Genomic DNA, 25,540 nt, shown 5'->3' on the forward strand with positions numbered 1-25,540 from the left:
AGACATTGAATTGCGAGGTGACTTACCGTCTGCGTCCGATGGAACTTTCTACGGGATATCCGATAATAATATAACTAGCCTAGGCCGAGCAACCCATCTGAGAAAGGACTATTTTCGCAAGGTGAATTCAACCACGGTAGGTGGAGAGGTTTATGGGCAATGGCCTCACGTATTCAGCTTTATCCCAAGCTTGCAGGTGAAGTTTTAGACTTTTGCTCAGGTCCAGGAATTCAAAGCTTGCTATCTGCCCAGAGTGGTTCCAGGGTAACATCTATCGAAATTAATCCAATAGCTGCCTCGCTAGAAAAATGTAATGCCACTTTGAACGGATACAGCGAAGAGATTACAATAAGGTGTTGTCCGGTTAAAGATGCATTCACCCCGGAAGACCGAGGACAATTTGATAGAATCATTGCGAATCCTCCTCTTGTTCCAATACCTCAAGGATTGATTACCCGTTACCTGGTGATGGTGGTAACGATGGGTTGAAGGTAACCCAAGAGATTCTGGAAACAGGTCTTCCCCGACTCTCGGAAAATGGTAGTTTAAGCACAATTGGGATGTGTACAGGAGACGAGAGCGGTCCTGCTGTGGCAGATTTGTTGCAGATCTACAAGCATGATTACGATATTCAATTATGCATTCTTAATAAACATGAGCTAAGTCAAGATAGCGAATGGATTTTGGCTATCGCGCAAACAATCACGCTGCACTCAGGAAAGAGAATTAGTGATATATGTGAGCAGCTGTACGAGAAATTCCTAACCACTGGAAGTTCTGCTTTATTTATGTACGCTGTAACCCTTCGACCAAAACTGCCTAATTCTCAACATTCTTTTACAGACATAGTTGACTTTTCTGACTCCCAATTTTCCGCAAACAATTGGTGGATTGAATGAGCGGCTTTTAGTAGCACTTCCGAAGAAGTCTAGCTTCCTGAATTTTGCCCCTACTTTGCTCTGCCCTGAAACTTGAGTTTCGGACAGAGCATCATTTTATACTACTTAACTGTCACCAAAGTCATATCTGTTTGAGAGGAAGAGTTAAGATTTATTAGATATTCCTGTACTGTTAAATGGTTGAGAGAGTGCATGTAAAAGTAACATCCAACGCACCACATTTAGCTCCCATACCATCTTGACCTAACGAGAAGAATCCTGGCATATCTTCTTCTACTCATCATCCGGTCTAGTTAATCATTATGGGTTATGTAGCAAAACGTGTGTCTAATGGTTGTCTGTTTTCAGGTATGTTGCGGGTTCAGGTGCTTCGTCCTGCCCATCCTTTTCTCGTGGAGTCCCTTCTCAGCGATCGTGGCGGTCCCGTAGAGAGATGGTGTCTGTGGCGGTGGACCAGCAGTCTTGGGTCTGGATCCTTTGGCGATGATGGCCTGCGGTCAGGGAGGGGTCGGTGAAGGCGAAGAGGGATCCCTGTCTGTTGAGTTGTCTGAGCCTCACGATCAGCCCTAGCCTGAACGCCACCGCTTACCCTGCCCATCGCATCACTCAACGCCTGGGCGGTCTCCTCCAAGTCCTTCACCCCAGCTTTGGCGTCATCGCGCACCTTCGATGCCTCATCAATGGCCGCTGATAGATCCACGCGCACTTGCTCATCATCGACCCGACCATCTCTGGAAGCCAACAGGCCGGAAGCCTCACCAACACGAGACACCACAACACAGAATCCACAGCCCCAGACAACCCACGGCTGCGCACATCAAACAAACTGATATCACGACGTAGACTCTCATCATGAGCTCGTAATTCATCGACACTAGCCACGTCGCAGGATACAGAATACGGTGCTTTAGCAGCATTTTCATCAGCCATTTTCTTGCTGCCTTGACATCATTGACCTGGTTAGATGTTATTTTCTTCGCTTCGTGGTTTTTGCTGCTTGTCAGCAGATCATCGTTTTTCCTGCTCTCTCTTCCCTCTCATTGAAGACATTTCTGCAAGATTGTTGAGCCAGTTTGTACTGCCTGTCTCTCAAATATACAAAGCAGGCCGGCATCACCAAAGCAGTCACCACTGCGAGTACCACCACGATTCTGCCTTTTGCCGAAATCCTCGACAATCGAGAACTATGAAGAATACTGTCAAAAAAGTCATTGTGAAACACCTTCCTATTACTGATTACAAGATAAGGGGGGTGCGGCGGATTCGCTGCCTTTCGCCTGCTTCTTGAAACATGCTCTCGGCTCGTTCGTCTGAGACTTGAGAGTTCACTGCTGCCAGCCGTATCTTGTCAGCACTAGTCGGCGCTTCTTGGGCTGCAACAAGCCTGTGCATAATATTGGCGGATTGGCACGTGCTTTTGACATTTTATATAAACATTCTTCCTCAAGAAACGACAGCTGTTGAGAAGCAATGTCTAATCTGGTAGCAGCTTCATAGACATGTTGATGATTAAGATCTTCAATGATAAGACCGGTAAACGGTGCGCTGTCTGACAGCAGTTCGTAGGCGAGGACCCCGAACGAATACATTTCGGTTGCACCACTTTTCCACTGTTCAGGCGCAGCATAGCAACAGGTAAAACTGCCTTTTCTCGTTACGTTTCAGTAAGCTCCTCTGCGTCATGCGATATGCCAAAGTCGGTAAGATGCCAATGTCTATTGAGTAGAAAACGTTGGCGGATTTCATATCCCTATGCACGACATTACCTTTTATGCTCACTAATATGACTACTATATCTTTAAGAATGGGAGTCGATTCACCCGTCATTATGCCTTTCTGATACCGTTGTATAAAGTACGCTAAAAAACGCTGTGCTATCGGACATGAGTAGCGCCCAAAACATTTTGCCATCTATGGTGTCTGTGCCTTCATCCCACCCCGGCATCACATTCTCAAGTTCATGCTCTTGTTGTATCCGAGCAATACTAAATTCTCTTATCGCCCCACTCTCAGCCTGTATAAGTTTAGCCGCTGCTACTCGACCGTGACTATCGGTAGCTGATATACCGAACCAGAGCAACCTCTGCCAATTGGATCACGAAAAGTTCACGTATGCATACCGCACACGCGAAACAGGGCGATGTTTCTGATAATCTCGGAGCCCTCCTGCTTGCACTGCCAGCAACCTGGCTGACTGAGTCGGATTGACCGGCACACCTCTCCCAATCCCTAAGCCAGTTCCGTCTGTGCGAGTGTCATGAGGCAGTTCTTTCAGCCTAATCCAATCGGGCACATTTCGGGCACATCGCTACCCATAAGTACCCGTATCAGCTTGTATCAGTTAATACTTGGAATCTGCTAGAATCGGCAGTATTCCTTGGATAGTTAGCAGCAGTTAAAGGCAGCTCGCATGTACCAGAACAGCGGCTTATCTCACAAGGGGTCGCGGGTTCAAATCCCGCCGGCCCGACAAATAGCAATGATTCCAAGGGGTTCGCCCCTTGGAATTTTTTGTATGCCATGAATTAAGCGCATTTGAACCACAGAATCTTTTCTAGTCTGCTAGCTCTCTGCTTGACTTATGTACTTATACCAATGATATCTGGAAATAGAAATAGCGAGTAACGCTACAACAATGAATACCGCACCAATTATGAACTCACACCCCGCTAAACAAGTAAACACAACTCGGGGTTATTCCTTTAGGAATCCTCCTTCAATTACTGACTTTGCAGTTGAATGATCTACTTTCCATGAACTACTTTCATTCGCGAAGCCTAAATCCACGAGAGCATCGGTTACGAGTACCGCAGATGAAGCATTATCGCCTTGTTTGACGGAACCCTGCTCGATACTCTTCTCGATAGTTTCGAGATTGGTGTTTCCGAGCTTGTTGTCAAATTTCTTCTCGATGCGAGCCATGCTCTGGAAGGTCGCGTATTTGTCTGCCAAATTATGATCGTTCGTACAATCCTGACTTGCATATTCAAGAGCTTTTCTTCCTTGGCCCGCATAGAGCTGCCGAAAATAAGTCTTGGCTGTTTTCTTTACTTCGGCGCCTTCAGTAGCGGACATTTCAGCGTTGCCATGTGAAAGTGTTCCTGAATCTGCACCGCAGGCCGATAGAGACATTACCAAGCAAATAATAGTGAATGCCGACAGTATGAGAGTTATAAGACCTAGCACCTTATGCTGTAATTTCATGAGTAAGACCCTTTATCCTAAGAACCGCTTCGACACCGGATACATGAAGCCAACTCTTATCGAATTTCCGATACAGAATAGAGCCATTTTATACAACAATCACTCCTACCGCCACACACGATTTCGGAATGAGGTTTACCAATGATCTAACATGCTCATCGGCGCTAAGAATGCTATCAGTTGAATCGGTGACAACATTTTGTGTTTTTGTTGGTTTTTATGTAGTTCTTGGCGGGGATTGATTGGCGCATTGGTGTCCGCTGTAGTAGCACCAGCCAAAACTCGGGTAGTGAAGCTTTGCTGCTTCCGTGTGGATGCCAGGAATAACACTAAAGAGCACTTACTGATACTTATAAACAGCATCAGGGTAATACAAGACTGTTAAACGATAGACTGGTAGCAGAACCGTTCTAAGAGAAGGAATGCGAGCATGGACAGCGAGAGTACACAAACAGGTCCTGACCAGCAGGATGCCACCACTGCGGTGCAGGTGCAGCAGTCAAACAACCGCAAGCGCATCGCTATCATTGTCGGTGTCGCAGTGGTCGTTATTGCCATGATTGTAGGCCTTGCTATCGGTTACTATCGCGCGCAGCAGCATAATCGTCATGAGCAGGCGTTCGCAGACTGCCAGATTGCAGCAAGCAAAGCCGAGCAGCAAGCTAAACAAGCGCAAACAATACTTGACCAAGCCGCAAACCTAGTAAAAGACAGCAAAGATAAAGTTGCAGACAAGGAAACCATCACAGCACTAACCGCCAGTGTAAACAAGGTAAAAGAACAGGACATAACCTTCACCTGCAAATCTTCTATGAGTACCAACGAACTCAACAGCACCATCGCAAATGCCAACAGACTGGAAACCCGATACAACCAGCTCAAGGTAACTCTCAACAAAGAAATCAAAGCCGTCACTGCTTCGCAAGAGAAGAAAAGCCTAGACGATGCCCGGGCAGCGCTCGCGAGTAAGAATGACGAAGCTAGTAAGCTGCTTACTGATTCTGAGGGTAAAGTTGCGGATAACGTGTGCCGTGAGTCTTTACAAAAGGCTATCAACGAGGCTACGGCAGTTCAGTCCGCGATTCCTGACGACTACTCGAAGGCTGTAGAGAATCTAACGCGCACCATGAGCGCAGTTAACGACAATATGAACGCTGCCGCTCAATCTCAAACTGAGAGTGTGCGATCTGTACCCCAGTCAACCAGTACTAATAATGGTTATGCGCCCCAGTCAAACAACACGTATCGGCCCGTGCAAGCGCCAACAACCCCTGTTACGCCACAAGCGCCAGACCCACAACAACCTGCACCTGCACCGAACAACAGCGACGACGAATTGGTAATGGTTTGCACAGGAGAATTAGGACATGATGCAGTATGTTCTGACGCAATGTAAGTAGATGGTAATCTCCTAAAGTTATAAAACCTCAAGGGTTATCTTAGAGAATTCTTATTCCTAGTCACATAGGGGTTCTTTATTACTGCGGACGATTCGTCTACCGCATCGAAGTTGTTGTGCCACTTGGCGGACCAAACAGAGCATGGTCGCCTACAACCGCTAAATACTTACTTAATAGACATGCTTGTCTTTGTAACGAATTCTTTAAAAGTCGAGTAGCGGTATCGGTTATTGGCACATTTTCTTATACTTACGAATCTTTTTGAGAGCCCATTCATAGTGGCTTGAAGTTGAGGAGACGAAGTAAGAACCCAAAGTCGAGCCGCCGGTCCATGGGAAGGCTCCTTTAGAGAAAAGTTCCTCATTACTGAATGAGCCAGCTAATGCCATGACCTGTTCGTGTGATTCACTGAACAAGGCGAGCGCGGTTTCGTATGACGTTTGCTGGTGCTTGTCTCGTAGCTCAATATTCATATCGCCATAATTACGCCAGTTATAGCCTTCAAGTAAAAAGTTCTGCTGCTTCCCCTGCCGGTTCGCCTCGACCCAGTGGAGGAGCAACTGGTGCCATTCGTACAAGTGAACGAGAACGTCGCGTATGTTTTTATCGCGGCCCCAGTGGGCTCCTTTCTCCTTGACAAGGTCAAAGGAAAAGTTGCCAGTACGTTCCTCTTGAGACAGTGAGTCGAGCAACTTCATAAGTTTATGGTAGGTCTCATCAGCCGCAGCAATCAGATCAGTCTTGGTGGTCGGTCGAGCCATTGTAATTCTCCTTAGTTGCAGAGTCTAATCCGCAAAGTTGCTGTATATTCCGTCTCGACGTTGGGCATATCAGATAAGGCGTTCATTGCTCGCCCTTCTTTCCTAGCCGTCCAGATGCACTCGCTGGGAGTGGGATTTGTGCTGCCAACGCTTGAGATTGGGAAGGAAGGCTCCCAGATAGGAGACCGCAACTTCTGGCGAGATTCCGGTGGCTTTAACGAAATAGGGAACGTTCGCTTCGATGAGATCATCCATCTGCTCCTGCGTGAAGGCACCGGACTGATAGCACCACTGGCAGTAGTCGGGATTCTTGCTGCCGTCGCCGTTCGTGCTTCGCTCCATGTCTGGCACCGAGAAAGGGGTTCCGCACGACTGGCAAATCGGACCTTCAGGAGCCTCAAATAGTTCGATTACAGGCACCTGGAGGACGTAAGCGATCAGCTTGACCATGTCGATACTGGGTTCGGTTTCACCGTTCTCCCAGCGGGAAACCGCCTGACGGGTGACATAGAGTTGCGCAGCCAATTCTGCTTGGGTCATATTTTCTTGTTTACGTAGTACGGGAAGAACGTCTTTGATAGCCACAAGGATCCTTTCCAGATGAAAACACAGGCAGATGCCGCTGGGATTAATCATACTTCCCGATTGACTGCTCTCTGCCACGGTGCAACAAATTGTTGCGTCCAAATAAAGCATTAAGTAAGGGTCAAACAGAGTGAGAAATCATCGTCTGACACGAACTAGCTAAGCGTATTAACCCAAAACTACCAACAGGCCAACCGTGAAAAGAGCATCAAATCAGACCATGGTGAAGTCTCACGTGCTTTGGGAAGACACTATCGCGCAGCCGGGATGTACTATTTGGTTGGTTTATTCGCAGCAAAGGTGGCGATACCTGGCACGAATGCTGAGAATGCTGTTATGACGACGCAGATAATGGCGCAGTAGAACAGGATGGTCGGCGCATTGGCCAGTGTTAGTAAGACATAGCCTGCGAAGAGGCCGAAAGGGCCGAGGAAGGTTCGCGCCCCATCGAGCAGGGCGTACACCCGCGTTTGGTCAGAGGGCCGAAAATGGTTGCCTATATACGCTTGCAAATGAGGCGTTCCTATAGACAGGCTGAATCTTCCGACGGAAAGCAGTAGGACTGCGATAGTGATATTAAGGTGTATCGACAGTGCAAAATAAGCTGTAGCAACTAAGGCGTCACCTACAAGCAACAACAATCCGGGAAGGCGAATATTCGGGCATAAGCGCGCAATTACATTCCCAGCAAGTAAAGCCCAAGCAGGCAGAGCTGCCCATAATCCTGCTTGCTGCGCGGTATATGTCTGGGTTAACGTGTTGGGAACGCCAGCCGATGATGCGAGCTCGAATGGTATAGCCGTAATGCTGATTGCAATAAGATAAACAAATAACCAGCGTTGAGATGACACTACCCGCCAGGCTTGCGACATGTCACTCAATAATGCACGCGCAGAGAGTCGGTTTTTGTAGCTTCTACTCATCGGACCTTGCCCAACATTCCGAAGAGTTTTACTGCACGAAACCCATGTGATTGTAGCCAAAACAAAAGATAGTGCGTCTAGGCAGAACCCAAGTGCGTAGGTATTCAATCCGATAAACATGCCGCCGATAGCGGAACCGATAGCAAGACCGGTGCGGTTAAGAATCGCGTTGGTTGCGAACACTTTCGTCCGGTTCTCCCCTGCTCCCAGATGAGACCATAAGACCGACACTGGTGCCATAGTGGCGCCCGCAGCAAACCCATTTACCGCAAAGGCACAGACCACTGTTATTTCACTCGCCCCAAACTGAGCGGCCATAGCTAGGACCACTAAATCAAGGGCTAATACGCTATATCCTAATATGATTACCTTGAGCGCACCCAACCGGCGAATGAGAGCCGAAGCGCAAGCGGCACCGCACGACATGGCGATAAGCATGAAGGCAGTCGGTATAGGCACAAACTCAGCTGGGAAATGACCGGCCAAATACAACAGAATAAGCGAAGATGACACACCGTTGCCGATGTGCGAAAGAAAGGAAGCTGTGCGTATTCGCCCCCAGTAGCTGAGCATTGTTGAATCCATACAAACGTGCACCTTCGCGTAAGCTCCCAACCGAGAGAGCGTCTCAAAAACCTTATTTCGGGCACTAGCTGAGTCAGATGCAAATCTCCTCATAGACACGAGAAACTACTGTCTCAGCTTTGTGCCCGCTCCTCCCAATTATTTCAATCTACAACAAATCGTTGCTTTACGCATTGCAGCAAATGATATGCACTTATCAATCAATAATGTTCGAAAATCAAAGCCAACGGTCAAAGATAGTTGACTCAGTCGTTTATAGCACACATACCTTCGCCTGGCATTTGACACAACTAGAACAGTGTTCTATGGTTGTTGTTTTAGAACATGTTCTATAATGGTTTGTATGACAGCAAGAAAGAAGGACAACCTTCAGAAGAGGCAAGAATTCATTGATACTGCGACTGAGCTTTTTCGACGCAAGGGAGTAGAAGACACGTCACTGAGAGATGTTATTAAGGCATCTAACGGCGGTAAGGGGGTCTCCCCCAGTGTCTTTTACTACTATTTCGACTCGAAAAATGACCTCATCAACGCTTGCATGGACTCGTATATGGGCTCCTATGCGAGCTCTCTTGTCCAGGCTTTAGAAGATGAAAGTCAGGATATGAACGGCAAGATTGATGCGGTGCTGGCATGTGTAGGTCAGGCTTGGGAATCTATCACTCGAATTTTCCCCTCTACCGAGGAACGCAAGGACTGGGAGGGCAGGTTCGATAGGTATTTTATTGACTCGCTCTTCGCCAAGATAGTGCCTGCCATGTCGAGCGCAATAGCCTCGGGCTTAAACCGAGGCCAACTGCCTTCGACAGTATTGAGCCGGCAGTTAGGGCCTGAAAGCATAGCTGAACTGCTCTGCACAGGCACTTCCACCATCTGCCGTAGGCTGCGAGACCCGAAGTCAGAGTCCATTGACCATGTCAAGACTCTGGTTAAGGCCTACGCCGGTCAGCTCTTGGGGCTGCCCGCCTAAGGGTTCCAGAACCAGTCGCATTCATTTCGGTAGCCTGCTTGAGCGTTGGCATCTTTGCGAGCGCTCTCCCTCTTCTTCTTTTGTACAAACCGCACACTCACCAACAGTGCCTGCCTCTGCCTGCGCAAGGGCAGTTACTGGTTTGAACAAAGGAAGATTAGGCATGTCTTATATCGAAGCGAGAGAACTCAGCCGCATCTATACGGCTGGAGATTCACAGATTCGCGCTTTAGATTCGGTTGATTTCACTATTGAAGACAGCGAGCTCACTATTATCTTGGGCCCGTCTGGCTCTGGCAAAAGTACCACGCTCAATCTGCTGGGCGGCATTGATTCAGCGACTTCTGGCTCCCTATATGTAGACGGGCAAGATTTGTGCGGACTCTCAGAAAAAGGCTTAACCAGCTACCGCCGTACGCAAGTGGGCTTTGTATTCCAGTTCTACAATCTCATTCCTAACCTCACCGCTTTAGAAAACATTGAACTGACCGCAGGTCTCAGCTCGAACCCCCTATCGCCCCAGCAACTACTCGAATCAGTTGGGCTTAAAGCCAGAGCAAAAAACTTTCCCGCAGAGCTCTCCGGTGGAGAACAACAGAGAGTTTCGATAGCTAGGGCCTTGGCCAAGAATCCGCGCCTGCTCTTATGCGACGAACCAACTGGAGCTCTCGATAGCGAAACTGGTAAGAAGGTATTGATACTGCTGGCATCTATGGCCAGAGTCGAGCACAAAGCCGTGGTGATTGTTACCCACAACGCGGCCATTGCGCCAGCGGCAGACCGAGTTATTCGTTTGCGAGACGGTCATATTGTTGGCATTGAAACCAATGCAAATCCGGTAGAAATGGAGAGCATCACATGGTAACGCACATGCTCTTCAAGAAAACGTTGCGAGACATTCGCAGTCAGTGGGGCCAGTTCCTCTCCGTCTTCATAATGGCTATGCTTACCATGCTGGTTTTTGTGGGTATTACCTCAGCCGGATACGGCATGCAGCGCTCGCTTGACACTTACAACGAAGCTAGCCAGCCTGCGGATGCCTGGCTCAATGGCCGTTCTATAACAGACGATGATGTAAATGCTATTCGACGATTGGATACCGTAGCGCAAGCTTACGCTGGGCAGACGTTTTCCGCTGCTGTGCAATCCGAAAACGGTCAAGATTCCAACGATTCCACTCTTGAGCTCAATGCCGTAGACCGCGAGGATATACCGAAGCTCGACACGGTAGAAGGCGCTGACTTTCAGGTAGGCACAAACGAGCATGGGCAGCATACAGCAGAGCACCCAATTTGGGTCGATGCTGATTTTGCTTATGATCATGACTGGAAGGCGGGCGACAATATCAGCTTACAGATAGGAAAACAGACGCTTGAGTGGACCGTTCAAGGCCTAGTTCATTCGGCCGAATACCTCTACCCCGCTGATCCCGACACGTCGGTTCCTAATCATCAGCGTTTTGGTTTCGCTTACACCGACTTGGCTTTGCTCGCTCCAGCTCAAGGGGTACCTACATACACAACCGTACGCTTGCGAGTAAAGCAGGCATCCGAGCAGAATCAAAGCTTCCAACATAGAGCTTTAGAAAATGAACTACGCAGTCAGTTGGGAGAACGCTTCGTTTCCTTCTCCTTCCAAGACACCAGAGCGCAAACCAGCTCGCTGCAGAGTCGAATTAGCAAGGTTATTATGATTGCTACTCTGTTTTCGGCTCTCTTTGCCCTAGTGGCATTGTCAACTATGCTGACTTCTATTTCTCGCCTTATTGGCATCCAACGCCTACAAATTGCCACTATGCGAGCGCTTGGTATTTCAAAAACTACCATCCGCCTCCATTACAGCTCCTATGCGCTCATCGTAGCTGGACTGGGTGCCGTCGTAGGCTTTGCTTTGGCACCATTTACGGTAAGCACAGTGATTATGAAGGTCTACGAGAAAACCTACTGGCTGCCATCATGGTCGGTTGCCATTAAGCCGTCTGCTTGGCTGGTGCTTGTTATGCTGGTTTCTGTGTGCATGCTGGCTGCCCTCGCTGCTTGCGGACCTGGTGTCAAGCGAGCTCCTGGCCTCGAATTGAGCACCACTTCGAGCACATCAAGTAAGGCTACGCCACGAGCGCTCCTGGAGCATTTCCCCCACCTTTGGGCTCATACCTCCGGCAATTGGCGGTGGACTATGCGCAACATGCAGCAGGGCAAACTCAGAACGCTCATGGGTCTCTTAGGCTCAATGGGTTGTATGGTCCTGTTGTGTGCTGGGTTTGGTGCTCAAAGTGCAGCCCAGAATATGCCTGGCTTACTGTACGGCAAGCAGTACACGTACCAGACCAAAGTTACCCTCGATCCTCGCGCAACAGCGGATCCTGCACGCAGTGAGCAAGTACAGGCTAACGTCGAGAACGCTGCGAATAACAGCGGAGACGCCGGCTCGGTACAGTGGGTTGAAGAGCAGCCGATGCAATACCGCGACGATGACAGTCAGACAGCATTCTTAAATGTGGTTGGACCCGGGTCGTTTGTTTCCATCGCCGACAGCAAAGGAAAACAAATTAACCTGGACGAGGGAGCCGTACTCACCCAGCAAGCTGCCCAAGCGCTAGGTGTCAAGCCCGGAGACAAACTCGCCGTGCGAACAGCGTCAAGCCAGAGCTACATAGAGGTGCCGATACACGCGGTTGCCTATGCCCCGGTGAGCCAAGGCTTGATTATCTCGCAGCAGGTCTGGACTCAGGAACTCAATCAGACATTTAATCCCACTGCTGCCTTACTAGGCACTTCCGAGAGCGGTCTGAAAGATGTGGACGGTGTCTTGCGCGTAGCCAGCTTTGATTCTCAAAAGGATGGTCTGGTTCAAAACGTAGCTTCATTTGCCAGCATATTCGCTATGCTCAAACTGGCTGCCTTGTTCTTAGGTTTGGTAGTGCTCTACAACTTGGGTGTGCTCAACTACTCGGAAGAAGAGCGCCAATATGCCACTATGCGAGTATTAGGCTTCCGCCAAGGTCAGATTCGCTCTTCAATTCTCAGAGAGAACTGCTCTCTGTCGGTAATTGGCTGGCTGCTCGGTATTCCTGCCGCAATAGCTTTCCTCAAGATATACCTAGGTTCGGTTGCTTCTTCGACGATGGCTTTTAACCCTGAGCTTTCTCCCACCGATCTTGGCTTGGCAAGCCTCCTGACATTAGGCAGCTCAGTATTGGTAGCGCTCGTAGTGAGTCGTCGGGTCAAACGTATCGACATGGCACAGGCCTTAATGGCAGGCGAGTAAGAGTCGTTTGGCGCGGTTTTATCAGCTCCGAGTCCTAGATTCTTCAGGACTCGGAGGGTGAACTGCGTCTGTGTTCGTCAGGGCCACTGCTGTGTTGCCGCTTTTCGAGCCAGTCAAAGAGTCTGAGGAGGCAGAAGTTCATCAGTAGGGAGAGTGCGGTGGTCATTAGTGCGGCTGGTAGCAGGGCGCGAGTATCTTCAAAGAATGGGTAGAGCAAGCCCATTAGGATAAGCATGCCCGTAACTTCGCTGCATATTGTTGTAGACCAACTCTTGCCGAAATTGTTGCGAAACAGCATGGTAATAACGCTGTCTACTACGTCAGTAGCTACGAAGAAAGCGAGGAAAGCACCAATTGCTCCCAATACGGCAGCCCACCCGTGTACCCACGACCGCCAGCTACCACATGGCAATACAGCATGAGCCAAACTAATTCCCCCGGAAAAAGGAAGCACCTGCCCCAAGACAATAGACCCAAAGAATCCTATTCCAATAGCTGTATCCGATACTATCCATCCCGATTTGTTGTCATCAGATGTCATGCTCACCCCCGTCATCACCAGCTTCATGAGAGATATCTTTAGCCTCCGACACTTCTTGCTGGTCATTGTCTTCGTCTACAGAAGATGGATGCCAACCTAACCGGTTGACGCCGTGCTCCTTATTGAATTGGTCGAGGCGTTGAGCGGCCTGATTTCGCCTGTCTTTCTTAATGTCTGCGGCCATATTTTGTAAAACAACGTGTGACTGTGCAACTTTGTCTCGCACGTCGTCAGGTGTGCCTGCGTCTGGAGCAAAAATGAGCCTGTCAGCCAGCACTGCTAACGCAAGTAAAGCACTCATTGCTAACTGTTGCTGCCATGTGTCTGCCAGCCAATACCCTACTGCCCAAGTTGCTACCGCTGTTGCAACTATCTCCGCAAATATTTCTGCCTTCCCAGTCGGTAAATCACGACGCTCTTTTATACACCAGTGGCGCATTAAACTGGCGTTACAGACAGCACAAATTACTGTGGAGACAACTATATACTGCGTTAAGCGCCCAAGGGGAAGATATGTTACATCTATCAGCTTCCCCAAAACCCAAGCAATCGGCAGCTCTACCACAAGATATATAAGCCCCAGCGTGAAACGGCCAATGACTTGATAGTGAAAGGCAAGCGGTTCCCAGGCATCCCCGGCTGTATTAACGTTCTTTCGTTCCTCTTTCATTGTGCATCTCTTCCGTTGGTAAATAGTGCTTGTTCCAGCCCAACTTCCTACTTTTAGTCATTATCGACTCAGTTGCACAGCTGTTGTACCTGAACCCTAAACGGACCTTAGAGTTGACTGTACATCATAAGCGCCCTACTAGCCAGCACATAACACATTTCTGGCATCGGAGGACCGATAATTGATAACGATGGTGACTATATCCGCTAAAGATGTCGGACGTTACTCTTGATGCATGGGTTGAGGTGGCAGAGGGCTACTATATGTCATATATAAAGATGTTCGCCTTCGTAAAGGCTAGGTTATTATGACTACTCAGGCTCCGTTTACGCTGATATGCGACGGAATTGATGAAAACCAGCGCTTCAAGATTGACCATACCGGCCGCGGAGAAGACCTCTCCCCCAGCTTTCGCCTGCAAAACCTGCCTGAGCAGGCGCAGACCCTAGCACTGGTATTACGAGACGAATCTCACCCACTCTTTGGTTCAATGACCCATTGGCTTATCTGGAACCTGCCCGTGGCTGACACTATTCCTTCCAGCATTCCTCACGGCACCAACCCCGACATTGGTCAGGCTCGGCAAGGCCTGGCCTACGGTTGGCACCGCTATCGAGGGCCCAAACCTCCAAAAGGGAAGTTCCCACCGCTACAGCTTCACCGCTTACGCAGTCAGCCGATCTCTCCAACTCAGCCCCCAACCTACCTACCGCCAACTCCTCGCAGCTCTCAAAAGCAAAACCCTAGCCACCGCCAGCACCCATGGTTTCTACGAGTAAACCGTTCACAGCATTCGCGACTTTACGAGTGATTGTGATGTATGACTAGGCAGATTACAGAGTTCTTCCTCTATCTCAATATGTGGTCCAAGTCGAAGACTTACTCTGAGCGGCGAGTAGGGTGAAGTAATGACATACACATTACTGCCCCCCCCCCCAAGACTTGATTGTTCGTTTGTATAAGAGCCTACGATGAGTGCCCGTTTAAGTGCTACAACAACCGCTTTGAGCTCAGTACTTGCCGCACACACGTTCTCTGTCATCGGCAACACTATAACCGTATTCGCTATGCCCTTCTTAGTGCGGTCATTAGGAGGTAGCGCTGCCGATGTCGGCCTCGCCACAGCGGTTGCGACTATACCTGTCGTCGTTGGTGGCCCCTTGAGTGGAGTGTTGATTGACTGGCTGGGTCCGCGAAGGTTTAGCATCTTCTCTGATCTCATTTCAGGCTTAACCGTGTTGGCAATTGCTTTACTCAGCAGCAGCGATGATACCCCTGCTCGATACGGCATGGAATAATGCGGACACTACGCAGAATTTCACCACTTAGAGCAAGCTATACAACCATTTTTAACGCTTGAACGACAGCTTGAGACGCTTAACGAACGGTTGGAGAACCTACATACGTAAGATGTTGGTGCGGGAGTAGTAGATGTCGCCGGCTCGGGGGTATTCTCCGGTGAGTTGAGGGATCGTGACGAAGCGGAGATTGTCGTTGCTATCTCTAAGCTGGTCAATAATTTGCGGGAGGGCATCTACCGTGTGCTGGTAGGCGTCATGCATGAGGATTATTGCACCAGGGCGAGCTTGGCTCAGCACTTTCTCCTGCACGGAAAGAGTGCTGGCCTGGGCGGACCAGTCGTAGCTGTCGACGTTGTAAAGAGCGATACCCGCCCCGAGTTGGTCGCTGAGATTAGTGCGGCTCTCCTCGTTGACTGCACCATGCGGCGGGCGCACTAAGTTGACTGGTCGACCAGTAGCTGAGCGGATAGCAGTAGCAGTTTCTACAAATTCTTTCCGCTGGCTTTGTTGGGCAGTTATACTCGTGAAATCTGCGTGGCTCCAAGTATGGCTGCCCACTGGGAAACCTCGTTGGCCAATCTCGGTGAGTATATCCTTGCCGTTAGTATCAATTTGTTGACCGATTGAGAAAAAGCTAGCTATTGCATGCTTTTCTTGCAATACGCTAAGTATGTCAAGACTGACCGGGCTAGGGCCATCGTCAAAAGTGAGCGCCATGCAATTTTGATGGCTACAATCAATGCTTGCTTTGCGATTTTGCGATTGCACTACCATGTCAGCCGCTTGGTACAAGCCCAGTCTGACTACTTCAAACTCGTGGCGAAGTACTTGAGTCGGCTCCCGAGACAGCAGCAGCTTTGCTTCTTGTATTGACTTCAATAAGTCTTCGCGCACCACTTCCTTATCGACATCTCCCTTGGAATCCTCAAAGAGCGCATCCATGCCAGGTAGTAGTGCATCGAGTCTGCCCCGAGATACTGCTGTTGCCTGAGGATTTCTGTCAAGCACTGCGCCTTCTATTGGGGAGAAGGTTTTGCTGAGCTCCTGTATCTGTTGAATAGCTTCGAGCGTTGTATCTTTAGAAGTCTGCGCTTGCCTACGTAGGCTCCACAGTGGGCGCTGCGGTTGGCAATTTGCCACTCGTTCTTGTTGTGCTGGCGATGTGTTTTGTGGCTGTCTTTTGAGCAAGGTTTGGGCCTTCTTCAGTTGCTGTTGCCCTAAGCTATCAGCTTGGCCTGCTAGACTCTCGGCTTCTTGTAAGAGTTTAGAATCATCACCCCAAAGCTGAGCTAAATGCTCCTCACTGATGTTAGCTGAATTGCCCCATTCTACGCAGTCCGCTACCGCCCGTCGAACCGAACGATACAGCGGCCTATAGGTTACAGCTGCCATGAGGCCCAACAATGCTACGATAACCAGCGCTGCGATAAGTACTTTGCGCCTGCGGACTGACTTGCGCTGCGACGGATCTATTTGGGCTGCACCAAGCGCACCAGCAGTCGGTTGTTCAACCGGCTGGCCCTGTTCGTAGCTTCCATCAGCCATACCTACACTCATTTCACTATTGCTTCAATGAGCCCCCTGTGTAGCGCTGCCTTGCACATACAACCATTATAGGTTATGCCAAGGGTAAAGCCGCTCGGTATAGTTCAACGCTTGCAAGTAAAGCGATATAGCGCCCAATCGTGAGCGAAAGAGCCCTGAGCGCTAAAATCTGCGACTTTGACTAAAGCGCCCGATTCTAGATACGCCTGAATGTGATTTTGGTCGTGGAAGGGATCGTATTGCCCCTTGAAGGTGTACGCACTGAGACTGTGAGCCTGCGGGCCCATGCTCAGGAAATACTTCTCCCCACTAGGCTCTACTAGGCAGACGGTGTTGAGGAGCGTTGCCGGGTCTGCGCTCGCGAAGGCCTGCTCCACCTGCATGAAAATGGCGCCGTTCTTCTCCGTCATCGGATTATAAATCGGATAGAGCATGTTAGCACCAAAAACGGTAGCGCCATACATGGAACCGTTAAGCGGATCAGAAATAATAGTGGCCTTCGTGCCGGTAATAGCAACGACTTCTCGGAGCACTTGCATCTTAGATTGGGTCAGCTGCTCATAAGGGTCTTCGTTTTCTAGAATAGTGCTCTCGTTAATTTGGTCTGCGAGCTCTTGGCGGCCGGGATTGTGAATCTGGCATCCACACAGCACCAAGGCCACTAGCACGACGGAGCACAGTGTAAGCCAAGGCTGCCGAGCCGGTACGCGCATACCAGCTATAGCACACAGGGCAAAGCAGATAAGCGGTATAAGGGCGAAGGGAATAATGGTCAGTGGCCGCGTTTCGGTGCGATACCAAGCCCCAGCCATGATATTCGGGAACCAACCAGTCAAGGCGGTGGAGCAGACATATACTAGGGCCACAAGAGCAGCCGATAGCAACAAAGCGAGAGCATGCACCCGAGCGTGTGGAAGACTAGTGAGCTGGGGCTTCACCACTAGCGCGATAGCGATAACAATAGCTGTCACAACAAGCGCCGCCATTGCCCAACCAGCCGGGCCAGATACGTTGTCAGTGATGAAGCGCCCCAAAGCTTCGGGCACAGTTCGATTGGGCTGATAGGTGTGGAACCAGTCTCCAGGATTGCCATAGCGGCTAGATTTGTAGGAAGCTTTCATGTAGAAGAGGAAAGCCACTGCACCGAGTAAGACGAGAACGGCCATGCCCGCAATCCACTTCCAAGGCAAGCGCAGGAGAATAAACGGCACCATGAGCAGGAGCCATGTGAAAATGATTCTAGGATGCGCAAAAAGGCATAACACCGCTAAAGCTGCGGTAATGAGCAGCCAACGCAGGGTCGTCTTTGCTGGGGTGCGTTTCAGCTGTGCCAAGCAGTCCAGCAAGCGCAGAGTCGCGTAGAGCCAGAAAGGCAAAAGACTCGTAGCCAGGCCGTATGCAATAAGCGGCCCGACCGCCAACATAGTGAAAGGATGTGCCGGTGAGGAAACTGCCAGTATGGGCACCAGTACTGCCATGAGACAGGAGAATGGGCGCCAGCCGAGAGCGCGACTGGAAGCGCTGGCAGTAGCATCATCGCCTGGCGCACGCTGACTTTGAAGGCCGTCCACTTGTCTAGTCCAATACGTTGATAAGAGCAGCACGCCAGCAGGCCACACCAAGCCAGAAGTTGCAATCCAAATAATGTTGAAAGCCGCATAGATACTGACTTGAATCCCGAAGAGCGCCCCCAGCTTTATCAGCCCCGCAGCCAACAGGTGGAACATGGGCGGATAGTAAGCATCATTGGGCCACAGTCGGCCGGCGGCACCCACGCCCTCGTTCAAAATCTTACGAATAAAGTAATAGTGGGCTGGCGCGTCAATCTCGTGAATAGGCAGATTCCAAGCCGCGCCGAAGCGAGAAAACCAAGTTAGGACTATTGAGAAAGCAAGCAATACTCCGACGACTGAGCTTAGAGGCAGGGCCGCCCGACGTAGCACGCGAGCGCTCCCTCCCCCATTTCCCAGGGAATGCTCCAAAGCTGCTTTTTCACGAGAATCGTCTTCTTGCCTCATGTGCTCGATTCTACTGGCTGGTGCGTAATTAGAACGAGCAGCTAGAAGGAGCTAGTAGCAAGCCTCGAATTATACCCAATTTCTGTTTGAACGATTCAATAGGAAAGCGTGGATGCTTGCTTGTTGAGTGGGTTTATCTCTGATAGCCTTGGGGGAACTCGAACAAGAGATGTAATCAAGCGTGGGGGCGCACTGGACTAGGAGACCACCATGAGACCACGTCAACGACTCGATGCCAGCGTTACCATCTGTTTCGTGCTCTTCTGCTTGGCCACGGCACTCGCAATCAGTGCAGCATGCTTCCTGTCGTTGAGCTCTGTAAGCCTCTTTGCCTATCCCCTGCTTTGGGTTCTCATGTATGGCGCACTGTCGCTCGCTAAAGTTGAGAGCACCCGCAAAAAGCAAGTCCTGACCATTGCCGGATTCTGCTTCGCCACAGCCCTCATCCTAGCCAAGCTAATCCACGCCTTTACCGGCAACATCACCCCAGCGCTCCTCTCCTACGCAGTCCTGTGGCTAGTCCTCCTAGCCCTCCTCACCGCAACCGCCCGCCGACAAGCGGCCTAGCAGCTCCGGTACATATCGTAGATTAGTGCTACCCTTTTTGATCTGATTTGCCTGCTATTACCAGCCAGAGGGTTGCGAATACAAACAGTGCCATGCTGACAGCTATCGCAGTAGCCAGCAAATTCTTGTCAGCAGCCCAGCCGATAAGCGGGTTAAGCAACAATGCAATCAGACTTCCCAAAGAACTTGCAATGTTAAGCACTGTGGCGCGCTGCTTGGAAGGAATAAACTGATTTGCCAAGGCCGTTGCTACTGGAGCTTTGCCATGCATCCCAGCCACAATGAGGAGCATACCTAGTCCTACTGCAAGGGCGGATGGAAGAATCATCATGGCAAAGCCTAAACCAGCGAGCGCAAAAGCTGAGAAGAGCGCCAGGGTACACCCCAGCTTCTTCTCAATCGCTGCCGCACAGGTGTTGTAGACCGCTGCTGCAATAAGGCTCAAAGCCGCGAACATTCCCCAATATTTGATTGCTAACCCGTTGCGCTGGTAAAACGGCTGATTTAGAGTGTATACCGCATTGAAAAGCGCAAACGAAGCGCTGGATCCAATAGTTACATAGGCAAGTGTTGGTGAATTGTACAGGAGCCGCAATCCTGCAAGCAAATCTTTCCAAGACGTTCTGGCAGAGAGCTTGCCTTCGTTCTGTGGCGCAGGCGAAGCAGGTAGCTGTAGCATCAGTACTGCACCCATGATTGATGCGACGGCTGTAGCGTATGCAGGATAGGCCAGATTGCTCTGGGCCAGCCACGCGCCTGCCAGTGAGGATAGCAGTCCAGCAAGCAACTCTAATACGCTCAGGTGAGCAAAAACAGAGACCGCTTGAGTATCGGCTGACTCCCCCAACTGCTCATACACGTATGCTTCAAAAATGCCAGAGAGTAGAGCAATACTGAACCCGCTGAGACTATACGAACAAGCGAAACCGAAAAAGTCATGAGCAAGAGCAAACAATACTTTAGAAGCAGCATCGAGTGCAAAACCAGCGATAAGAGGCCAGCGGCGGTCTATACGGTCGGAGATGATGCCGGAGGGAATCTCCAGAATCATAATGGAAAATAAGAGAATGCTCTCCAGAGTAAAAATATGGCTGTAGCCTAATCCACGTGAAGCAAGATACACCGTGGAAACTGGTGAGTAGAAGAGCAAAAACGTGGCAATTTGGCCCACTGCAAGTATTGCAAGTGCAGGCGAGCGCCACAATATAGAGGCTGAAGCAAGCCACTGTTTCATAGCTCAAACCTCCGGCCAGTCAGGCTCAAGCATGAGCTGCCCTGCTCAGCTGACGAGGCCTGGTATTGCTGAGCTTCGTGATGGTTCTAGTAATCAGGCTTCATGGGTTGTCCTTCTTTCAGCACATTTAGTGTTGCTTCAGTCTACGCGAGAATATCCTCATCGCACAAGCTGCTGTCTAGGAGAATACAAGCACAGCAGCTTGAGGCAGAGGCTTGGCTTTCTAGGCTTACTTATCCTTGGAGAGGTAGGTGTCGATTTGGGATTGGTAGTGGGCTTTTTGCAGGCTTGGTATCCAGGAGACTTCGAAAGAGTTGCGGGCTAGTTGGGCGATTTGTTCTTTGCTGAGGTTGAATTGGCTGGCTAGAGCGTAGTAGTTATCGTTGATGTAGCCGCCGAAATAGGCTGGGTCGTCTGAGTTGACACAGATTTTGGCGCCCTTGCTCAAGAGTTCCAAAATTGCCTCGCCCTTCATCTTGGGAGAGGTATCTGTCCTAGCAGGCGGGCAGGAAGTGATGCCAATACCTTGCTTAACCGCGAAGTCTACTAGGTCAGGATCTTCCACGATGTTAGTTCCGTGGTCGATACGCTCCACGCCCATAATCTCCAAGGCCTGCTTAATGTGCTCGATAGAGTCCTTCTGGTCCACATCGCAGTGGGCGGTAATATGCAAACCAGCGGCCTGCGCATCCTCGAACTGGCGGGCGAACTTGAGGGGTGGATTGTTGTGTTCGTCGGAATCTAAGCCCACACCCACAATCCAATCCTTATAGGGCATGGCCTCTGCCAAGGTTTGGCGCGCTGACTCTTTGGAATAATCTCGCAGGAAACACATAACCAGTGCGGCGTCCACTCCCAAGTCTTGCGCATCGACGACTGCCTTGTGCAAACCAGTAATCACGGTGGCAAAAGAAATCCCCCGGCTCGTATGGGCCTGGGGGTCGAAGAACATCTCTACATGTCGTACCGTATTTGCTGCGGCTTTTTGCAGGTAGGCGTATGCCAAATCATAAAAGTCCTGCTCGGTTTGCAAGACTTCCATAGCTGGGTAGTACACGCTTAAGAATGATGGCAAATCGTGGAAATTGTACGTCTTGCGGACTTCTTCCACGGTAGTTTGACCTATATCAATATGATTGCGCTGGGCCAATTTCAGCTTCAAATCGGGCTCAAGCGTTCCCTCAACATGCAGGTGAAGCTCAGCCTTCGGTAGTTGGTCGATAAATGCCCTAATTTCACAAGCCGTCATGACGATACCCCTAAAAGTTGGATGAACAGAAACGGCAACTTTAGATTATCAAACTTACGAATCGCTTATGTTAACTTCGTAATATAAGCTCTACAAGCTGCCGTTTCATTAGTAAAACCGAGAGTACGCGGCATATAGCAATATTAACGGGCGTTTTCAAGCCTTTTAGAGTCCGTGTATATGTGCCCATTTTCTATAGTGAAGACAGAGTCTGCTACTTGCATTATTTCATCGTCGTGATGGGAAGCAATCACAATAGTGGTTCCTTGCTCCTTCTGGTGTTCCATTTCACCGAGAAATGTCTCAACCGAAGCCTTGTCTAAGCCGTTAGTCGGCTCGTCGAGCAAAACCAGCTTTTGCTTCTCCATTAAAGCCTGAACAATAGCTAACTTCTGCCTCATTCCAAGCGAATATGACTTCACTTTTTCATCGCGATGCTCATACAAACCAAACTGGCTCATGAGGCGCAGGGTTTCTTTTGGATCCCAGCCGTTGTCAAGCCCTGCAAGATATTCCAAATTCCACATAGCACTCTGGTTGCCAATAAACCCCGGTGTTTCAATGATAATACCGGTCTTAGTTGGCAATCCCTTGTTAAACTCTACCGGTTTATCATTCACAACTATCGTGCCACTATCTGGACGGATAAAACCGCATAAAGCTCTCAAAAGCATCGTTTTACCTGACCCGTTAGGCCCTACAAGTCCGTAGACTTTCCCCTGCTCACAGGAAAGGTTTACTTCTTCTAAAACTTTCTTGGACTTTATAGACTTACTAAGATTTTCTACGCTGACAAACATGATGGCCTCCTACAGTATTTCTGATCGTTTATAGAACTGGTAATTGATAATGAGTATGAGCACTGTGCTAATAGCTAGGATTGGAATCCAATTGGGCAAATGCGCCAAACTGTGTCCAAGCAACAAGTGTTGAACATCTGATAGTCCGCTGTATGCATACGCCAAGACTGTACTGACAAGAAAACCGACAATACGATTGCCTGCGCTCGCTATAGCATCTGCGACGAGCAGTAGCACTATAAGCATCCACAAACCACAAACAAAATCTGCCAGACTTCCCAGGGAACGAGTTTGCGGCATGAGACCCCACATAATAAACAGTTGAGGAACTGAATACAGCAAAGCATAAAGGAGCACTAGCCCTATGTATCTGATATATCGCTCCGCTCCCCGACGCCGTCTTATATAGACCAGCCAGTTGTCTTCCAGCAGGTAAGACTGCGGCTGGCCTAAACTCAGCAACAAACCAAACTCTAAAAAGGAAAAGACTGTGAAATCGAAAGTTGATAGAAGATCGGTTTCAGACACAGATTTCGGAAACATACCAATAAAAGTGGCCGTGTCAGGAGAGCGCGATAGATAAGAGAAAAAAACCACCAAATATATTACTAGTAGGCCAAGGCGTGAGAGTACTCTTTCTCTGAGGGTGTCGGAATAACTAGTTTGTTTGTCCATACTAGCTCCCTAAGTAATCGCGGTTATCGTAAGCCCAACCGCACACAAAAGTAAGCAAGATGCAGAAGGAAGCAAAGGGTATCAGTTTGTTGATTGCAAGACTGGAGAATGTAGGTTCCACGGGTATTAAAAAGTAAAATATAAGACTAGTGAAGTCAGGTGCCCAACCGTTTAAAACCCAGTTTGCCGAGATTAAAGCCACCATAAGGACCGGCATCGTTTTACCCCAAGACAAGCCGAAGCTGATAAGCATATATTGGAAAAGACCTATAGCAATAAGTTGGGTGCAAGAACTTATAAACATGAGTAGCAAGATACCCGGTAATTGCTCTTTTGCCTGTGACCAATCCCGATGACCAAAACCGAATTCTATAGCTATCCATGTAACCAAGCTCAGCACTGTAACTGCCAGCGCGCATAAGAATAACCACCAAATATTCGATTGGAATTCTTTTTGAGTAGAAGAGCGAGCCCGCTCAAAAGGACCATAGCTACTAAACCCGAAGTACAGAATGACAAGAAAAAGAGGAACGCAAGTAATTGCGAAACCGCGCTGATTTAAAAATTTCTCGATAGAATCCTGAGCGGTCAACAGGAATGGTGAAGTAAACCCGACTCCCTCGATTACAATTCCAAGCACGGCAAAAGTAAAGATTATTACCCGCGCTGACTGAGAAGTTTTTACCAAGCGTAATTTAGTTTCAGAGAACATCTTGCGCCTGCTTTCGCGAATAGAGCACAGCAGTTATACCAGCTAAAACAGGCAAAGTGAGCGCTGCGCCCAATTCGTTAGGGCCTCTGTCAGTGAACGCTACCCCATATTTAAGAAAGTTGATATGGCTTAGCCCGTACAAACTAATCTGTGTGCTATTACTGACGATAATATGCAAAGCAAGAACAAGTACGAATGGCGCAATGACTTCTATGTAGCGCTTCTTGGTGAAGAAAGAAACCGCAACTGCAATATCAGCAAATAGACCGGAGAGTATAAAAACATACACAAAAGTGACTAGCATCAACGCAATCTGGTTCTGCTGGTAGAAGCCATACACCCATGATTCTTTGTCTATAAGAGGGTAATTGTATTCGTTTAAAGTACCATCCACAAACCACATGTGGGGCCGATGAATGATAGCAATGACGCCGCTGCACACCAGAGGAAACAACCCAGCAGTTCCGCCCAAAATGAACCCGGAGAGCAACGACTGTTGCAATGCCTCTTTATTATTCACACGAGTACTCAGCAAGGACATACGGCCACTGAGTTTTTCGTCAGCATAAACGCTTCCACCAAAGAAAGCAGCTAACAATGGCAGAACAAATAAGTACAGGTGAGATCCGCGTCCAAAATAACTGAACAACAACATGTAATTAAAAAAATTCGGATTAGGCTGGGGCAGATTCCAACCCATAAAAAAAGCGGTTTTATATTGAATACCAAGAAGAATAATCGTTGTTATAATAACTACTAACCATTTCCAACTGGTAATACCCATCAACAGTTGCCGTTTAGTAAGTTTCATAATAATTCCCAACGGTAAGTACAAACGATGCCGTAAAGGTGAGTACACTCCCCGTCAAGCGTCCACCAGCTATCCAGCCTTTTCAGCAACCATAGCATAGTTCTTTCAGGGGGCATGCAGCTACGTCTCCTTCGATTACTTAACTTATTGCTGAGCAGAGCGGGAAAATAATAATGAGAGAGGCATATCGATATCCGGCCGTGAGAATATCGATACCTTACAGAATATGAGTTTTCAGTGTTTTCGCACCGCAGAAAGCATATTACAAAAAATCTAAACTGACATATACGACAGATATGTCTACTGTCGAAATTGGGACCATTAATATAAAATGTGTGTTCGGTCGTCCCTACTTAGCGCACGAAGAACATCGGAGTCTTCATGTTTACAAGCAGAAACAAAAAGTTCGCTGGAGTGGTACTCGCCTTAGTAACCAGTCTTGGTTTCGCAGCACCAGCTATGGCAAATAATCACGCCGACACTAGTTGGTCCTTCACTCTTACTCCTTGGAACAACCTCGGTAAAACAGGAGCACGCAGCAAAACGGATACTTCTTCCGTATATGCCCGTGTCAATTGGCGTAGTAATACTGGTCCGGTTTGGGCATGGGCTGAAGCTGGCAATAGCGCCAATGTCGGCACAGCTGTAGTACCGATTTGGAGTGGTCAATCCGTGAAGATAAGTCAGTATATCTACGAGTGGGGCTATCGATCAGCACGACTCTGTATATCAGATGCGAATGGGGATAGCGCTACGGTTCGAGTTACTGGTGTCTGGAGTCCAGATTCCGTATGAGTTAACGCTCTCATAGGATAAAATAGTT

At 49.0% G+C, this 25,540-nt stretch carries 23 protein-coding genes and 1 pseudogene; 10 read left to right on the forward strand and 14 right to left on the reverse strand.

Annotation, left to right across the window (positions count from 1 at the left end; translation table 11 throughout):
* Nucleotides 1-111: 111 nt before the first annotated feature.
* Both R8377_RS03800 and R8377_RS03805 read left to right on the forward strand, forming a co-directional pair.
* A pseudogene (locus R8377_RS03800) lies at nt 112-489 on the forward strand (methyltransferase); the annotation flags it as partial.
* Entirely contained in the window at nt 486-899 is a 414-nt protein-coding gene (locus R8377_RS03805; RefSeq protein WP_317642175.1) for a hypothetical protein, read from the forward strand. The pseudogene R8377_RS03800 and the gene R8377_RS03805, both read left to right, overlap by 4 nt.
* Nucleotides 900-3,593: 2,694 nt before the next feature.
* Here R8377_RS03805 and R8377_RS03810 read toward each other — a convergent pair.
* Nucleotides 3,594-4,103 carry a hypothetical protein gene (locus R8377_RS03810; RefSeq protein ID WP_317642176.1) on the reverse strand — a complete coding sequence of 170 codons (510 nt, stop codon included), beginning with the start codon at nt 4,101-4,103 and terminating at the stop codon, nt 3,594-3,596.
* Nucleotides 4,104-4,533: 430 nt separating this feature from the next.
* Between R8377_RS03810 and R8377_RS03815 the strand changes: the two genes are divergently transcribed.
* Nucleotides 4,534-5,499 (forward strand): hypothetical protein, encoded by a 966-nt coding sequence (locus tag R8377_RS03815; RefSeq protein WP_317642178.1) that lies wholly within the window; start codon nt 4,534-4,536, stop codon nt 5,497-5,499.
* A gap of 231 nt (nt 5,500-5,730) precedes the next feature.
* On the opposite strand, the gene R8377_RS03820 is transcribed toward R8377_RS03815, so the two are convergent.
* From R8377_RS03820 to R8377_RS03830, 3 genes are all read right to left on the reverse strand, one after another.
* A complete protein-coding gene (locus R8377_RS03820) occupies nt 5,731-6,264 on the reverse strand; it encodes a ClbS/DfsB family four-helix bundle protein (protein ID WP_317642179.1) in 534 nt (177 codons plus the stop codon).
* A 102-nt stretch (nt 6,265-6,366) separates the two neighbouring features.
* Nucleotides 6,367-6,849 (reverse strand): zinc ribbon domain-containing protein, encoded by a 483-nt coding sequence (locus tag R8377_RS03825; RefSeq protein WP_317642180.1) that lies wholly within the window; start codon nt 6,847-6,849, stop codon nt 6,367-6,369.
* A gap of 272 nt (nt 6,850-7,121) precedes the next feature.
* Entirely contained in the window at nt 7,122-8,357 is a 1,236-nt protein-coding gene (locus R8377_RS03830) for an MFS transporter (protein ID WP_317642181.1), read from the reverse strand.
* Nucleotides 8,358-8,700: 343 nt separating this feature from the next.
* Between R8377_RS03830 and R8377_RS03835 the strand changes: the two genes are divergently transcribed.
* The 3 genes from R8377_RS03835 (at nt 8,701) to R8377_RS03845 (ending at nt 12,594) form a co-directional block, all read left to right on the forward strand.
* Nucleotides 8,701-9,327 carry a TetR/AcrR family transcriptional regulator gene (locus R8377_RS03835; protein WP_317642182.1) on the forward strand — a complete coding sequence of 209 codons (627 nt, stop codon included), beginning with the start codon at nt 8,701-8,703 and terminating at the stop codon, nt 9,325-9,327.
* A 163-nt stretch (nt 9,328-9,490) separates the two neighbouring features.
* Nucleotides 9,491-10,192: an ABC transporter ATP-binding protein gene (locus R8377_RS03840; RefSeq protein ID WP_317642183.1), complete on the forward strand. Its 702-nt coding sequence runs from the start codon at nt 9,491-9,493 to the stop codon at nt 10,190-10,192.
* Nucleotides 10,186-12,594 (forward strand): ABC transporter permease, encoded by a 2,409-nt coding sequence (locus R8377_RS03845; RefSeq protein WP_317642184.1) that lies wholly within the window; start codon nt 10,186-10,188, stop codon nt 12,592-12,594. The genes R8377_RS03840 and R8377_RS03845 overlap by 7 nt, the downstream gene beginning before the upstream one ends.
* A gap of 43 nt (nt 12,595-12,637) precedes the next feature.
* On the opposite strand, the gene R8377_RS03850 is transcribed toward R8377_RS03845, so the two are convergent.
* Entirely contained in the window at nt 12,638-13,135 is a 498-nt protein-coding gene (locus R8377_RS03850) for a hypothetical protein (protein WP_317642185.1), read from the reverse strand.
* Nucleotides 13,125-13,805 (reverse strand): hypothetical protein, encoded by a 681-nt coding sequence (locus R8377_RS03855; RefSeq protein ID WP_317642186.1) that lies wholly within the window; start codon nt 13,803-13,805, stop codon nt 13,125-13,127. The genes R8377_RS03850 and R8377_RS03855 overlap by 11 nt, the downstream gene beginning before the upstream one ends.
* Nucleotides 13,806-14,112: 307 nt before the next feature.
* Between R8377_RS03855 and R8377_RS03860 the strand changes: the two genes are divergently transcribed.
* Nucleotides 14,113-14,616: a hypothetical protein gene (locus R8377_RS03860; RefSeq protein ID WP_317642187.1), complete on the forward strand. Its 504-nt coding sequence runs from the start codon at nt 14,113-14,115 to the stop codon at nt 14,614-14,616.
* 160 nt (nt 14,617-14,776) lie between these two features.
* Complete coding sequence (locus R8377_RS03865) at nt 14,777-15,103, forward strand: MFS transporter (protein ID WP_317642188.1); 327 nt, start codon at nt 14,777-14,779, stop codon at nt 15,101-15,103.
* 99 nt (nt 15,104-15,202) lie between these two features.
* On the opposite strand, the gene R8377_RS03870 is transcribed toward R8377_RS03865, so the two are convergent.
* Both R8377_RS03870 and R8377_RS03875 read right to left on the reverse strand, forming a co-directional pair.
* Nucleotides 15,203-16,651: a polysaccharide deacetylase family protein gene (locus tag R8377_RS03870; RefSeq protein ID WP_317642190.1), complete on the reverse strand. Its 1,449-nt coding sequence runs from the start codon at nt 16,649-16,651 to the stop codon at nt 15,203-15,205.
* A gap of 104 nt (nt 16,652-16,755) precedes the next feature.
* A complete protein-coding gene (locus R8377_RS03875; protein ID WP_317642191.1) occupies nt 16,756-18,669 on the reverse strand; it encodes a DUF6541 family protein in 1,914 nt (637 codons plus the stop codon).
* A 210-nt stretch (nt 18,670-18,879) separates the two neighbouring features.
* On the opposite strand from R8377_RS03875, the gene R8377_RS03880 reads away from it, so the two are divergent.
* A complete protein-coding gene (locus tag R8377_RS03880; RefSeq protein ID WP_317642192.1) occupies nt 18,880-19,236 on the forward strand; it encodes a hypothetical protein in 357 nt (118 codons plus the stop codon).
* Between the two features lie 28 nt (nt 19,237-19,264).
* Here R8377_RS03880 and R8377_RS03885 read toward each other — a convergent pair whose 3' ends face one another.
* The 6 genes from R8377_RS03885 to R8377_RS03910 form a co-directional block, all read right to left on the reverse strand.
* Nucleotides 19,265-20,470, reverse strand: a complete 1,206-nt coding sequence (locus R8377_RS03885) for an MFS transporter (protein ID WP_317642193.1) — start codon at nt 20,468-20,470, stop codon at nt 19,265-19,267.
* A gap of 229 nt (nt 20,471-20,699) precedes the next feature.
* Nucleotides 20,700-21,719: an adenosine deaminase gene (gene add / locus R8377_RS03890; RefSeq protein WP_317642194.1), complete on the reverse strand. Its 1,020-nt coding sequence runs from the start codon at nt 21,717-21,719 to the stop codon at nt 20,700-20,702.
* 143 nt (nt 21,720-21,862) lie between these two features.
* Entirely contained in the window at nt 21,863-22,519 is a 657-nt protein-coding gene (locus R8377_RS03895; RefSeq protein WP_317642195.1) for an ABC transporter ATP-binding protein, read from the reverse strand.
* Between the two features lie 9 nt (nt 22,520-22,528).
* Complete coding sequence (locus R8377_RS03900) at nt 22,529-23,194, reverse strand: hypothetical protein (protein ID WP_317642196.1); 666 nt, start codon at nt 23,192-23,194, stop codon at nt 22,529-22,531.
* A 1-nt stretch (nt 23,195) separates the two neighbouring features.
* A complete protein-coding gene (locus tag R8377_RS03905) occupies nt 23,196-23,906 on the reverse strand; it encodes a hypothetical protein (RefSeq protein WP_317642197.1) in 711 nt (236 codons plus the stop codon).
* Nucleotides 23,896-24,717 carry a hypothetical protein gene (locus R8377_RS03910; RefSeq protein WP_317642198.1) on the reverse strand — a complete coding sequence of 274 codons (822 nt, stop codon included), beginning with the start codon at nt 24,715-24,717 and terminating at the stop codon, nt 23,896-23,898. Before R8377_RS03910 ends, R8377_RS03905 begins: the two co-directional genes overlap by 11 nt.
* A gap of 381 nt (nt 24,718-25,098) precedes the next feature.
* On the opposite strand from R8377_RS03910, the gene R8377_RS03915 reads away from it, so the two are divergent.
* Nucleotides 25,099-25,512, forward strand: a complete 414-nt coding sequence (locus R8377_RS03915) for a hypothetical protein (RefSeq protein ID WP_317642199.1) — start codon at nt 25,099-25,101, stop codon at nt 25,510-25,512.
* The last annotated feature ends 28 nt before the right edge of the window (nt 25,513-25,540 follow it).

The sequence above is a fragment of the Bombiscardovia apis genome (assembly GCF_033095945.1).
GTDB lineage: Bacteria > Actinomycetota > Actinomycetes > Actinomycetales > Bifidobacteriaceae > Bombiscardovia > Bombiscardovia apis.

Excerpts from the sequence above, each read along its gene's own strand:
- R8377_RS03810 (WP_317642176.1), bottom strand. The coding sequence starts at position 4,103 with ATGAAATTACAGCATAAGGTGCTAGGTCTTATAACTCTCATACTGTCG.
- R8377_RS03815 (WP_317642178.1), top strand. The coding sequence starts at position 4,534 with ATGGACAGCGAGAGTACACAAACAGGTCCTGACCAGCAGGATGCCACC.
- R8377_RS03820 (WP_317642179.1), bottom strand. The coding sequence starts at position 6,264 with ATGGCTCGACCGACCACCAAGACTGATCTGATTGCTGCGGCTGATGAG.
- R8377_RS03830 (WP_317642181.1), bottom strand. The coding sequence starts at position 8,357 with ATGGATTCAACAATGCTCAGCTACTGGGGGCGAATACGCACAGCTTCC.
- R8377_RS03835 (WP_317642182.1), top strand. The coding sequence starts at position 8,701 with ATGACAGCAAGAAAGAAGGACAACCTTCAGAAGAGGCAAGAATTCATT.
- R8377_RS03840 (WP_317642183.1), top strand. The coding sequence starts at position 9,491 with ATGTCTTATATCGAAGCGAGAGAACTCAGCCGCATCTATACGGCTGGA.
- R8377_RS03845 (WP_317642184.1), top strand. The coding sequence starts at position 10,186 with ATGGTAACGCACATGCTCTTCAAGAAAACGTTGCGAGACATTCGCAGT.
- R8377_RS03850 (WP_317642185.1), bottom strand. The coding sequence starts at position 13,135 with ATGACATCTGATGACAACAAATCGGGATGGATAGTATCGGATACAGCT.
- R8377_RS03855 (WP_317642186.1), bottom strand. The coding sequence starts at position 13,805 with ATGAAAGAGGAACGAAAGAACGTTAATACAGCCGGGGATGCCTGGGAA.
- R8377_RS03860 (WP_317642187.1), top strand. The coding sequence starts at position 14,113 with ATGACTACTCAGGCTCCGTTTACGCTGATATGCGACGGAATTGATGAA.
- R8377_RS03865 (WP_317642188.1), top strand. The coding sequence starts at position 14,777 with ATGAGTGCCCGTTTAAGTGCTACAACAACCGCTTTGAGCTCAGTACTT.
- R8377_RS03870 (WP_317642190.1), bottom strand. The coding sequence starts at position 16,651 with ATGGCTGATGGAAGCTACGAACAGGGCCAGCCGGTTGAACAACCGACT.
- R8377_RS03875 (WP_317642191.1), bottom strand. The coding sequence starts at position 18,669 with ATGAGGCAAGAAGACGATTCTCGTGAAAAAGCAGCTTTGGAGCATTCC.
- R8377_RS03880 (WP_317642192.1), top strand. The coding sequence starts at position 18,880 with ATGAGACCACGTCAACGACTCGATGCCAGCGTTACCATCTGTTTCGTG.
- R8377_RS03885 (WP_317642193.1), bottom strand. The coding sequence starts at position 20,470 with ATGAAACAGTGGCTTGCTTCAGCCTCTATATTGTGGCGCTCGCCTGCA.
- add (WP_317642194.1), bottom strand. The coding sequence starts at position 21,719 with ATGACGGCTTGTGAAATTAGGGCATTTATCGACCAACTACCGAAGGCT.
- R8377_RS03895 (WP_317642195.1), bottom strand. The coding sequence starts at position 22,519 with ATGTTTGTCAGCGTAGAAAATCTTAGTAAGTCTATAAAGTCCAAGAAA.
- R8377_RS03900 (WP_317642196.1), bottom strand. The coding sequence starts at position 23,194 with ATGGACAAACAAACTAGTTATTCCGACACCCTCAGAGAAAGAGTACTC.
- R8377_RS03905 (WP_317642197.1), bottom strand. The coding sequence starts at position 23,906 with ATGTTCTCTGAAACTAAATTACGCTTGGTAAAAACTTCTCAGTCAGCG.
- R8377_RS03910 (WP_317642198.1), bottom strand. The coding sequence starts at position 24,717 with ATGAAACTTACTAAACGGCAACTGTTGATGGGTATTACCAGTTGGAAA.
- R8377_RS03915 (WP_317642199.1), top strand. The coding sequence starts at position 25,099 with ATGTTTACAAGCAGAAACAAAAAGTTCGCTGGAGTGGTACTCGCCTTA.